Raw genomic sequence first — 11,579 nt, forward strand, 5'->3', positions numbered from 1 at the left:
ATAGCTTCATCACCTGTTATCTACCAGAAAATAGGGGACGGTTCTCCGTCACACGCTCTTTTTATGTGTCAGAAGAACCGTCCCCTTGACACGTCCCCTAGGCTCTTTAAACTCGAATCTGCCACCACCAAATATATTTTCTTTCTTTTCAAGCTGTAGATATCTATCCTTACCATCTATATATGCCCTAACAGTTAAATCTACCGTTCCTGCCAGTACATTTGCTACTTTGTCATTAATGTTAGGTTTGATAGTAGTAATTTTATTGCCATTTTTAAGGGTTATCTCAGAGTTTAGTTCCTTTGAAATATAGATGATTTGATAACCTAAGTTTTTAAGTCTTTTCATAGCTGATAGAAATTCGGTTCTTACCATATCCCAGCCTTTACCAAAGCCAGCATCTTGTTCGTGGTCTATTCCTAATTTCTTATAAATAAACAACCTACAGTGTTCATATAGATCCTCTACTAAATCAATACATACCCTTTTAAAAGTATTATCTTTCCTTTCTAACTCGCTAACAGCATCTAAAAACACTTCCCAGGCCATTTTTACTTTTTTTAGCCTTCCTTCATAGGTTACTTCATCGGCAATTTTTATAACTGGAGATGTTGTATTGTCTGTATTTCCATCGGTATTTAAAAACAGTAGGTCATCAAACTTATCTACGAAAGTTGATTTTCCTACATAACTATCGGCATATAGCCACATATCAGGGTTTACATCAATCTTTTTCTCTCGCCTTTCATTTTTAGGTAGTAGCATGTAATCAATCTCCTCCTCACAGTATTTTTGAAATTCACACCAGGAGCATAATCTGCTTGGCGCTTTTTCATAGATTTTTTCACTTTCAATATCAGAGCAGCTCTTAAAGAAATCCTTCACCTTTTGGTGGTCATAATCTACTTCTATAACCTTTACTTCCATTCCAGATAGGGTTTCTTTAAGTCTTTTTCTAAACTGATACAAATCTTCTGTTTTCTTCTGCCTTATAGAGGTTTTAGGGATAAAAATAAAACCTAACCTTTTTACTTTAAATCCTAATTTTTCTAAGTAGTACTTATATAAATGAAGCTGCTTTGACTGAAGGTAGTGGTCAATGTTGTTACTATATTTAAAATCATAGATATCTACTGTACTGTCTTTATTGTGGATAGTTAAATCAACAAATCCTTTAAATTCAGGAAAATCTATTTCATACTCAAATGTAATAGGTTTATCCTGAATCAAATCCTGAATTACCTCTAATGCTTTTTCTACAAGGATTGTTAATTTAATCATTTCATTAATGTGTTTATTATTTATAACTGGATATTGGTCATAGTAATATTTCTCCATGTAATCAATACCTTTTTCTAATCCCAGATGCATAGCACTTCCTACAATCAGTGGACTATCTGCACCAGGAGGAATAATAGTGGTTAATCCTTTGATGTATCTAAGATAGAATTGAAATCTACATTTTTCAAAGCATTCCACCCTGCTGTGGGAATATTGCACCTTTTCACCTCCCCTACTAATTTTTTAAAATCTTTAAATCCTTCTGGATATAAAATCACTCCTATGCCACCAGCAGCATTAATATTTCTAATATTCATCTTCTGCAGCTCAGTAGACCTTCCATTATCTCCTTTTAATTCAATAGCAATGAATACTCCATTAATGCAGCAGATTAAATCGGGAATGCCTGATCTTTGATATCCACCTCCCCATACTTTGAAAAACCAGGTGTTTGGCAGGTTTTTTAAATATTTAATAACTTTCCTTTGAAACTGTTTCTCTGTCATCTGTCCACCTTCTCAAATAAATCTAGTGTGAAATCCCTTCTTTCCTTTAGCACCTGTAAGATTTTCTCTTCCACACTTTTTTCTGTAATAAGGTAATAGTAAAAGCAAGTTTTATTTTGACCTATCCTATGAATCCTTTTCTTTGACTGCATCCATAGTTCACTGGATAAGGGTAAGCTGTAATAGATAATTTTATTGGCTTTTTGAAGGTTCACACCTGAAGCTCCTGCTTGGTATTGAACTAATGTGATACAGGCTTTTCTAAATCTTCACAGATGGATTTTATAGTTTCAAATTCCTTCTTGAAGTTATAGAAAACTACGATTCGGTCATTTGTAGAGGCTAATAAATCCTTTAAAGCTTGATATTTGTTAGGATTATAGATGGATGATAGCTGCCTTAAGTATAATAGTTTTGTAAGAGATGTGTCTCCTATTAAAGTTTCATCACTCAAATTAATAACTCTATCTTTTTTAAACTTCCTGTACTCCTTGGTGTTTTTCACTGTTACCATATTTTCAATCTGCTCTGGTAAGTCAAAGACTTCTTCACTTTTCATAAACACTGCTCCGTGTTCTTTCAATTTCTCTTTTAATCTATTAATATTTTTATATCCCTTTACAACTGTAATTTGAAATTCACCCATATCAAGTTTTTCTGTGATGGTATAGTGCTTATAAAATAGCTTTTTGCTTATATTCCATCCTAAGAGCTTTAACTGGGACCATAATTCTTCATACTTACCACCAGTGGGAGTTCCTGATAATAAAATTACATTAGTTGGATTTAAACCTAAGATGAACTTTGCTCTATTGGATGTTTCATTTTTTATATACTGTGATTCATCTAGTAGCAAAGTAAAGTCTCTTAATTCCAGTAATTGTTTCCTTCGCCATACTAAGTCATAGTTGATGATTATAACACTGTGCTTCGGAATGCTTTCTATGGGCTGATTTTTGTAGATAATCACATGGTAGTCATAGTGGTTTTTAAAGTGCTCGGCCCAGTCTTTTATTTTAGACTTTTGGCAGACCAAAAGGTTATATGGAGCATTTAACTCTTTAAGTTTCTCTGAACCCACATATGTTTTCCCAAGGCCCATGTCCAGGTAGTAGGCAACTCTAGTTTTGTCTAGAGTTTGGCTTAATGCTTGTTGTTGATGGTTATATAGATAAACATTTATTTTTATCACCTGCCTTATGGAATAATATTCTTAAAGCTAATTTTACTCATCTCTTTCATGCAATGTGTCTGGAAATACTTCAGCTATACTCGAACCAAGAGCTCTAGATATTTTTTGTGCTACACCAATAGTAGGAGTACTTTTGCCGTTGATGACATCGTAAACATAAGATTTAGATAATCCAGTTTTTTTGATGATTTCAGAAACTTTAATGTTTTTTTGCTCTACAAGTTCTTTGATTTTATTCATGTCCTCACCTCCATTTTAAATGTACCATTATACCGAACCATACGCAACTTTTATATTTATTGTTTATCCTCTATTTCGAACCATTTTTCTTTAATTTACTTACTTTTTCTCAAAATTTCATTAAATATGTTTACTTTTTCGAACCAAGTGATATAATATAAGTGTAAGGGTAAGATATATCGAACTCTATTATTTAATATGAGGAGTGTCTATGATGACAATAGGTGATAAAATTAGGCTATTACGAACCCAAAAGAAGATTTCCATCAGGAAACTAGCAGAAATAACTGGACTTTCTAAGTCAACTTTAAGTGATATTGAAAATAATAAAAGTAAAAAACCCACCATTGATACGATAAGTAAAATTGCGAAAGCTTTGGAAATATCCATTTCAGAATTATTTGAGGAAACGAATCTACAAACTAAAGAAAATATTCAGCAAATAACAAAGGAAAAGGAATCAGAATCTAAGAACCACTCGGAGGTTTTCTTACGCTCTGTGGCTAGAGCTAAAGAGCGACCTAAAGAAGTACAAGAGCGAATAGCTGCTTTTATTGATTTAATATTAGAACAAGAAGATAACTAAATATATAGGAGAGAACTATGACGAGAAGAATCCCTCTTTATCCAAGGATAGATTATGCTAAGAAAATGGCAAAGGAATTTATTATAAAGTCAAAAATTAAATCTCTACCAATAAATCCTTTTGCTATTTGCCAACATCATGGGTTTATCATAAAAAGTGTATCCCAAGTGGAAGATATCATCAATGAGGTGGACCCTTTTGATGTTAGAGAAAATCCTGAATGTGATGCTAAAACATACTTAACTTCTAAAGGCCGTTATATAATTATTTATGACGATTCAGTGTTTTCTCAAGGTAGAATCATATGGACCATTGCTCATGAAATAGGCCATATTGTTTTAAAACATTTAACTCAGTTTGATCAGACTGAAATTCATAAAGGCCTTACAAAAGAAGAAAATGAGGTTCTTGAAAAGGAAGCAGATGCCTTTGCTTCTGAGTTTTTGGCTCCTGCTGAAGTTCTTCTAAATTGTAACTGTGTAAAGAAAAATATGATTATTAAACTATGTGGTTTATCTGATGAAGCTGCTTCTTATAGGGAAGATTATTTGAAAAATTATAAACCAGATGAAAAATACCAACATGTAAACCAAAGAATCTATCAGCAATTTTATAATTTTATTTACAACAAGGATTATTATCATATCCTTTATACTAGAGTCTGTCCTGTTTGTAAAAATTATATCTTCAGTACAAGGGAACGTTTTTGTAGAATATGTGGTTCTTCCATCACTGCCCATACACTTTTGAAAGGAATCGTATATAATGATTCCCCAATGATTATAAAAAATAAGGATGCAATTTTCTGTCCCCATTGCTTTAAACCTCAAAAATTAAAGTCTGCTACTACCTGTAGCTATTGTGGCAGAGTACTTGTTAACCAATGTACCAATCCTACTTGTAATAAGACTCAAGCAGCAAATTCACGATACTGCTATAAATGTGGACAACCAACTTTATTTTTATCTAATGGAATACTACCAGACTGGAAAATCGCTCAAAGTCATTACTTTGAAAAAAAGATATTAAAAGAAATACTGGAAGAGGATAAAGAAACAGGAAAGATTCTTAGTGAATGGCATTATTTACTTAGTTTTATTAAGGAAGATGATATTTCCTTATATTATACTTTAAAGGATACTATAGCTAAAATAGATTATGATACCCTTTTTATATACAGCAACTCTAAAGTTACTAATAATCTTATCAAAGAAGAAAAGGTATCTAATTTAATTATGAAGTTGGCAAAGACAAAATTGCAAATACCTATATTAGAAATATTGACTTTAAAAATAGGAGAGGATTATTCCATTTCCTTTGAAGAATAATAAGGGATAAGATATCTATTATATCTTACCCCTTTTTTATTACCGATTTTTAATTACATTAATAACTCTTTGGATCTCACGGATTGAAATTTTATATTTAATCCATTTTTCTATAAGGTAATTTAATGCTTTGTCATCTATTTTTCCTGTTTTACCTCTTTCTAATTCTGCCATAATATCAGATATAAAAAAGAAACATTGATCAGCTGGCATGTCCTCTGGAAGTATGTTAGCTAAACTTCTGACTTTATTGGAATCAAGTAATGGCGGCTTATATAATGTCTGTTCCTGTGCTTTTTTTAATGGTTGCACCTGTTGTTCTGAGATAGCAGATTTTGATACTTGCTGTTCTATAGTTTGATGTCTTTGGTTTTGTTGCTCTTCCGTAGCTTTTTCATAGGTCTTTATAAAAATACTCTGTCCTTCTTCAGAGACAAGTTTTAGTGTATGAACAACACTTCCTTTTGAATTGGTTTTATTTAGCTTTTTCTCTTTTAATGTTAGTCTACCAAAAGGTAGTGCTTCTATTGATTCCCCAATTTTCAATGCCTTTAATTTCATATTAAAGCTAGCATTTGTATAATCTAATACTTCTAACTTATGGTCGTATTTCTTTTCAGCATCGTTTTCTTTTGTCTGAATTATCTTTTTTATATACTCATAATCTTGTACAGTAATCCATGATACAGAAATAAAATCTGTTCCATGTAGCATCCCTAGCAATCCACCAGTCATAGATGCTAAAGTATCTGTATCTGCATTTTTTAAATAAGCAGCTTCTGTTATTGCTAATCTCGGACTCGATGCATATTTTGATGCTAAATATACAGCAGCAACTGCAGTTACTGTACCTGCACCATTTACTTTTTTATCAAAACATCCAAGTTTTTCTAGTACGTCATTACCCATATCAAGAGCTCCTTGGTCTAGTCCTTCTTTTGCAATTTTTAATAAATTAATAACTTCATCTACAACACTATTCCATACATCCATATACTTAGCATTCAAAATTTTATCTGCATTACTAATCCAATTATTCATATTTTGTATATTAGGAAATTTCCCCCAGGTGTCTTTCCTTTTTAATAAATACTCTACCAACTCACCATATCCTAGGGTGTCTTTCATATTTGCTAAGTAAATTAAGGCATCAGCATATAATGTAGCTCCTATGAGTGCTCTTGGATGACCGTGAGTGAAGATACCATTTAATACTACTTGGTGCATAACTTCATCAGGATTATCTTCATTTCCAAAAATATGGGGAAGAATGCGCATAGCTACTCCATTTCCACCAGCATTAAAATATCTTTTCACTTCACTCATATTTCCTTTATCTAAGCTCCATGGATTTTTCCCTTTTTTCCAAGTCTCTGCCGCTCTCTTTGTAGCACCACCACCGCCACGTTCGTACGAAACCCATGCTGGTAATTCAATTTTACTAAAATATTTATTCCAGTTTGACCCATATCGTAAACTTCTAGCTGTAGCTATTAATAACTGAGTATCATCACTGTACTCTCCTGGATTAATCTCTTCATAATGAGACCAAAATCTACCACCATCACGTCTTATCCATTTTTGAAACATTTCCTTGTCTTTTGGATTAACTTTACTCACATTTTTACTGTTTTGCTCATTGGGCCAACCTAATGCATCTCCCACAGCAGCTCCTAAAAAGGCTCCTACATATTTGTCAAGTTTCAAATCTGAATTTCCTTCCATTTCTATTCACCTCCTTGATATTTAAATTCTAAAGGAATTATTCCCTGTCTTACTTTATCACTCCACTGCCCGTTAAATAAATCTGGAGCTATAGTAATGTCAAACTTTGGGATGTTACTTAGACACTGATACCATCGAATACTCTCTCTTTCAGCTTGATCCTCATCTTGTACAATAATACCAATGATGTCTTTTCTCGATATATTTTTATATACCAAAACCTCCGCTTGATCATCCGTTGGGCAGCAAGGAAGCATCTTGGGAGTTCTACTTCTACTGCGTACTCTACTATTAAAAAGTTCTTTAAAAGCACTATATCCTTTTTTAATATATGCCCCTCTTCCAGTAGCAGCATTAAATGCACAAAACTCGGTAGTATCTAATAAAAGTATTTCCGGATTTATCAATAAAATAACCCAATCTTTAAAAAGAGGTTCCTTATCCTTCACTTTGTTCCAATACCAGTGGTTGGGATACTGGATAGAACAGTTTATAAAGTCTTTTTTTCCATCTAATCGCAGAGGATCATTAGCATCATAAAGACTTTTATCTAAAAAATCAACTGCTTTTATCCCATCCTCAGAACTCAATATGTGTAGAGCCTTTTGGGACCTTGTCAAATGGCATAGCCGAGTTATATTTCTATTTTTCATTTCTTGCCTAATTAAAATATCATCCATATGCATACCCCCGATTAAAATATTTCTCTTTTTGTATAAAGAGAGTCACTTACCGGAATAACCTCTGTCATTTCGCCTGAATAAGTTAAAACCAATCCACGTTTAGCTCTTGTTACTGCAACATAGATTAGCTTCGCCTCTTCACTTAATGCTTCTTCTCTATCTTCCAGTGCAGTAATTTTATCTTGATCCGGGATTCTATCCTTACTGCAATATGGCACCAGTACTGCATCAAATTCCAGTCCTTTTGCAGAGTGGTATGTACCAACTGAGATACCAGGACTACTATCCCAGCTTGTTAGATCTCTATCCAATTCTTGATAATATACACCATTTAGATTCAGTTTTCTTATAATCTTCTTAACTAATTCTCTGGTTCTCACAAGAATTGCAACTGTTTGCTTTTCTGCAATGATTGATGCATTTTTAATCACCCAGTTCAATTCAGTATCTTCATCCTGAAATTTAAGAAGAACAGGCTTTGGACCAGATGCTTTCGGTTGTTTTGGTGTCACCAAATCTATACTTTGTTTAAAGAAAGGCTGACTTGAAATTGCAATTGCTAAATCCGCAATTTCCTTGCTATTTCTATAATTTTGGTCAAACTTCCAAATTTCATTCTTAGTAACCTTTAGCCCTGCGTTTCTCCAAGAAATGCGTCCTCCATATATTTGTTGAGCAACATCCCCAAAGAAAGTAATACTTCCATCTTCAGGTATTGCCAAAGCTAATGATTGTAACATAACTGGAGATAAATCTTGACCCTCATCAATAACGATATGTTTATACATTCTTTCATCTTCATCATTTTCCAATTCTTCTTTTACTGTATGGGCAAGGTCATCCCAATCATATTTATAACCATATCTTTCCCTGATCTCAAGATACCTTTGATAGACATCAAAAAAATACTTTCTGTTTTCTCTGGTTATTCTTGTGCCTGAACGCCCAATTCTTTCAGCATCTATATACTCTTGTAAGGTTGTAATCCCCATTTTCTGTATCCAGCAAATCTCTTCATAAAAAACTTCAGGTGCTCTGGCAAATGTTGAATTACTACCCACTTCTTCTACTATCTCTTCAATGGCCATCTTTATAAAAGTAAGCTTTTTATTTTCTCTATTATAATTCATTGATGGAACTATATCATTTCTTCCCAGCAACCCTCTATATCCTAGATAGCCCCTAGCAAACCAGTGGTAGTTCCTCACATCAACTTTATACAAGTTATTATCAGCTATTGAATTCAAATATGTTACAAGAGACTTGTTAAAGGTTACTAATAGAATCTTTTGGTTTGATTTTGTTCGTTTAGCCAAATATGCAGCTCTATGTATGGCTAACGTGGTTTTTCCGCTACCTGCAGTTCCTAAAACTACATAATGCCCTCTTTCTGGTAAACATAACACTTCCTTTTGTCTCCCCTCTGGAGTAGGTAATGGCACTGATATCATTCCCCCTCGAACTGTTATAGTATAATAAATAGCTTTTTTTGATTCGATATTCCGAACCTTATATTCATTATACATTTATCTAATTTATTTGTCCATAATTAGGAATAAATTTTTCGAAAATTATCACAAAATACCCCACAAGTAATTCTACTTGTAAGTTGACATCCCATTAATCAGATGACTGTAAACCATAATTGTCTGTTCTCAATATTATTTAACCTCCTACCAATAAATAAGGTCATAACCAACTTAACTGCTGGCTATGACCTTCTTAAATTTACCAATTACTTTATACATCCCAATTCCAACAAAACTCCCTAAACTATCTATCATCACATCAGTAACCTGCGCACCTCTACCCGGTACAAATAGCTGATGCACTTCATCACTTATAGCATAAAGTATGCAAAATATAAGAGAAAATAAAAATCCTTTAAAACCAATTACTCCACTTGTCCTTAAAGCATTCATCATCAATACTCCCAACACAAAATAAACCCCAAAATGAGCAAATTTCCTTACAACATGATTAAACCGTGCTACTAAATCTGCTGTAGTACTGGTTTCACTATCTAGTGGAACTAAACACCCTACTTTCTCTATGATAACTTTCGTAACCTTTTTACTTAATCCATCAGACACTACAGCCGGTTGGGCTGATAAATAAAATATAAGGACAAGCCATGATAATACGGCTGTCCAAGAAAATATAATGATTATTTTATTTTTATCCATTTGATATCAAATCCCCACGTACTTAATTTACAATAACGCTCACCACCATAGCTTTTGACCACAGCAGCTTAAGGTGGTTTGAAGCCTCTACCTGAATAGCGACTCCGAAGGGCCTACCTTCATCTTTTATAGAGCATGGCTTTTGCTTTCCAACTATCTATGCATCTTTGCCTTCGTGGCACACAACTGTCCCCTTGTTTCATACTAAATAATTACGTTCTTTTCAACAAATCTTTAATTAATGCCTTTGCCTCATATTTATAGAACAAATAATTAATCAATATAATTATAATATAATAAACAAGTAATCCATTCCACCAATTTAAATAGTTACTTGTTATTAAAAATGTTATAAAGAACATTATTAAATATAATTTTTCTTTTATATCAATTTTTAAATAGGGAAAATCTTTAGATGAATATAGATACCATATATAAAATGAAATTGTAGTAGCAATTGCTATCGAAAAATTACTTTTATAAATTAATATTGCAGCAAAGTTTAGTAAAGTTGTAACCAAAAGCATTTTAAAAACTGCAGAAGCATATTTTTTTTCACGTTTTTGAGCTTTATACAAATTTATATACAAAGCATTTATCACAATAATTGCTGGATATCCTGCAAATAATATAGAAATAACATTTAATGAAGGAATATATTTTGGTAAAAAATAATTTACTATAAATACAAAAATAAAATAACCACCACTAGATAACGTCCCAATTATTAAAAAGTATTTTTTAATTTTATTAATCTTAAACTTATCTTGAGTACGTGCTAAATACGGATATAATGTCATAGTTACAGAATTAATTAAAACTTTTATGACTCCCATCATTGAAATAGCAAATGAATAAAATGCAAAATCTTCGATTGACAAAGTGAATTTAACAAACCATCTATCTATAGAATAAAAAAACTTAGAAGACAAATTTGCTATCATTATAAAACTGCCTATTTTAAAATGTTCCTTTATTTCTGTATAATCAATTGTATAAAAAATTCCTTCATATTTACTCAAAAAATATATTTCAAGACCGATAAATACAACATAATATGTAATAATATGTCCTATAACAAAAGGCCAAAAATTATCAATTTTTAATATGAAAATATTAAATAAATTTACAAATAACAATAAGATTGGAGTCAATACCATAATCTTGGAATAAATATCAAACTCACCTAGAGCTTGATAAATAAACTTAAAAAAAGTTTGCATATTCATAGGTAAGATACAAATAGAAAAAGCAATCAAAATCTTATCATCTAAAACAAACCCCATGATAAATGTAAATATAGTCACTATTAGCTGAAATACAATCAAAAACTTATGTTCACCTTTTAGTTTTTGATTGTCAATTTCATTTTCGAACTTTCCACCATATTTAAGATATATACCATCAATGAATCCAAAATGTATAATTCCAACATAACCTATATATAAAGTAAAGGTTTTTAAAAAGGCATATTGATCTAATGATAAAAATGCAGGAACTAAAAAACCTGTAATAATTCCAATGACTAAATTTATAAAATTTGAACTAAAGACTTTGAAAAGATCTTTTTTTAGCTGCATACTCTCTCAAATCTCCATTCTAAATCATAAACTTCAATTAATAAAACCTGCATGTTTTTTTATTAATTCAAACCTAATACGTTTATATATTTCTTTAGTGCATCTTTCCAATTTGGTAATCTGATAAAGCCTTTTAATTCCAATTTATCCTTTGATAGTTTTGAATATTTAGGTCTTACTGCCTTTGTCAGATATTCCTCACTCTTTATAGGTATTACCTTTACATCATCCATTCCTGCTACTTTAAAAATTTCACATGCAAATTCATACCA

General features: G+C 31.9%; 13 protein-coding genes. 2 read left to right on the forward strand and 11 right to left on the reverse strand.

Translation table 11 applies throughout. The features are described from left to right. Positions 1 to 48: 48 nt before the first annotated feature. The 5 genes from JG780_RS09235 to JG780_RS09250 are packed head-to-tail and all read right to left on the reverse strand — an operon-like array spanning position 49 to position 3,219. Positions 49 to 1,500 carry an AAA family ATPase gene (locus JG780_RS09235; protein WP_287570263.1) on the reverse strand — a complete coding sequence of 484 codons (1,452 nt, stop codon included), beginning with the start codon at positions 1,498 to 1,500 and terminating at the stop codon, positions 49 to 51. After that, positions 1,422 to 1,787 carry a VRR-NUC domain-containing protein gene (locus JG780_RS09240; protein ID WP_287570265.1) on the reverse strand — a complete coding sequence of 122 codons (366 nt, stop codon included), beginning with the start codon at positions 1,785 to 1,787 and terminating at the stop codon, positions 1,422 to 1,424. The genes JG780_RS09235 and JG780_RS09240 overlap by 79 nt, the downstream gene beginning before the upstream one ends. Beyond that, the gene (locus tag JG780_RS10725; protein ID WP_353844465.1) at positions 1,784 to 2,002 is read right to left on the reverse strand and encodes a hypothetical protein; all 219 of its coding nucleotides are present in this window, start codon (positions 2,000 to 2,002) and stop codon (positions 1,784 to 1,786) included. Before JG780_RS10725 ends, JG780_RS09240 begins: the two co-directional genes overlap by 4 nt. Positions 2,003 to 2,028: 26 nt before the next feature. After that, positions 2,029 to 2,979, reverse strand: coding sequence for an SNF2-related protein (locus JG780_RS09245; RefSeq protein ID WP_287570267.1), 951 nt, complete (start codon positions 2,977 to 2,979; stop codon positions 2,029 to 2,031). 33 nt (positions 2,980 to 3,012) lie between these two features. Further along, positions 3,013 to 3,219: a helix-turn-helix domain-containing protein gene (locus JG780_RS09250; RefSeq protein ID WP_287570269.1), complete on the reverse strand. Its 207-nt coding sequence runs from the start codon at positions 3,217 to 3,219 to the stop codon at positions 3,013 to 3,015. 211 nt (positions 3,220 to 3,430) lie between these two features. Here JG780_RS09250 and JG780_RS09255 point away from each other — a divergent pair, with 211 nt between their 5' ends. Both JG780_RS09255 and JG780_RS09260 read left to right on the forward strand, forming a co-directional pair. Continuing rightward, positions 3,431 to 3,805, forward strand: coding sequence for a helix-turn-helix domain-containing protein (locus JG780_RS09255; protein ID WP_287570271.1), 375 nt, complete (start codon positions 3,431 to 3,433; stop codon positions 3,803 to 3,805). A gap of 65 nt (positions 3,806 to 3,870) precedes the next feature. Then, complete coding sequence (locus JG780_RS09260) at positions 3,871 to 5,133, forward strand: ImmA/IrrE family metallo-endopeptidase (protein ID WP_287570273.1); 1,263 nt, start codon at positions 3,871 to 3,873, stop codon at positions 5,131 to 5,133. 39 nt (positions 5,134 to 5,172) lie between these two features. Here the strand turns inward: JG780_RS09260 and JG780_RS09265 are convergent, their stop codons facing one another. The 6 genes from JG780_RS09265 to JG780_RS09290 all read right to left on the reverse strand — a co-directional run. Continuing rightward, positions 5,173 to 6,858 carry an ADP-ribosylglycohydrolase family protein gene (locus JG780_RS09265; RefSeq protein WP_287570275.1) on the reverse strand — a complete coding sequence of 562 codons (1,686 nt, stop codon included), beginning with the start codon at positions 6,856 to 6,858 and terminating at the stop codon, positions 5,173 to 5,175. A gap of 2 nt (positions 6,859 to 6,860) precedes the next feature. After that, positions 6,861 to 7,538, reverse strand: coding sequence for a DarT ssDNA thymidine ADP-ribosyltransferase family protein (locus tag JG780_RS09270; RefSeq protein ID WP_287570276.1), 678 nt, complete (start codon positions 7,536 to 7,538; stop codon positions 6,861 to 6,863). Between the two features lie 14 nt (positions 7,539 to 7,552). Further along, positions 7,553 to 8,992: a 3'-5' exonuclease gene (locus JG780_RS09275; protein ID WP_287570277.1), complete on the reverse strand. Its 1,440-nt coding sequence runs from the start codon at positions 8,990 to 8,992 to the stop codon at positions 7,553 to 7,555. Positions 8,993 to 9,241: 249 nt separating this feature from the next. Beyond that, positions 9,242 to 9,727 carry a VanZ family protein gene (locus JG780_RS09280; RefSeq protein ID WP_287570279.1) on the reverse strand — a complete coding sequence of 162 codons (486 nt, stop codon included), beginning with the start codon at positions 9,725 to 9,727 and terminating at the stop codon, positions 9,242 to 9,244. A gap of 212 nt (positions 9,728 to 9,939) precedes the next feature. Further along, a complete protein-coding gene (locus tag JG780_RS09285) occupies positions 9,940 to 11,307 on the reverse strand; it encodes an MATE family efflux transporter (protein WP_287570281.1) in 1,368 nt (455 codons plus the stop codon). 62 nt (positions 11,308 to 11,369) lie between these two features. After that, a partial coding sequence (locus tag JG780_RS09290) for a sugar nucleotide-binding protein (protein ID WP_287570284.1) occupies positions 11,370 to 11,579 on the reverse strand: 210 nt, incomplete at its 5' end.

Source organism: Thermosipho sp. (in: thermotogales) (assembly GCF_020054775.1).
In the GTDB taxonomy this organism is placed as follows: Bacteria; Thermotogota; Thermotogae; order Thermotogales; family Fervidobacteriaceae; genus Thermosipho; species Thermosipho africanus.

What these genes read in the sequence shown, in the direction of transcription:
- JG780_RS09240 (WP_287570265.1), bottom strand. Translation starts at nt 1,787, where the DNA reads ATGACAGAGAAACAGTTTCAAAGGAAAGTTATTAAATATTTAAAAAAC.
- JG780_RS09250 (WP_287570269.1), bottom strand. Translation starts at nt 3,219, where the DNA reads ATGAATAAAATCAAAGAACTTGTAGAGCAAAAAAACATTAAAGTTTCT.
- JG780_RS09255 (WP_287570271.1), top strand. Translation starts at nt 3,431, where the DNA reads ATGATGACAATAGGTGATAAAATTAGGCTATTACGAACCCAAAAGAAG.
- JG780_RS09260 (WP_287570273.1), top strand. Translation starts at nt 3,871, where the DNA reads ATGGCAAAGGAATTTATTATAAAGTCAAAAATTAAATCTCTACCAATA.
- JG780_RS09265 (WP_287570275.1), bottom strand. Translation starts at nt 6,858, where the DNA reads ATGGAAGGAAATTCAGATTTGAAACTTGACAAATATGTAGGAGCCTTT.
- JG780_RS09270 (WP_287570276.1), bottom strand. Translation starts at nt 7,538, where the DNA reads ATGGATGATATTTTAATTAGGCAAGAAATGAAAAATAGAAATATAACT.
- JG780_RS09275 (WP_287570277.1), bottom strand. Translation starts at nt 8,992, where the DNA reads ATGATATCAGTGCCATTACCTACTCCAGAGGGGAGACAAAAGGAAGTG.
- JG780_RS09280 (WP_287570279.1), bottom strand. Translation starts at nt 9,727, where the DNA reads ATGGATAAAAATAAAATAATCATTATATTTTCTTGGACAGCCGTATTA.
- JG780_RS09285 (WP_287570281.1), bottom strand. Translation starts at nt 11,307, where the DNA reads ATGCAGCTAAAAAAAGATCTTTTCAAAGTCTTTAGTTCAAATTTTATA.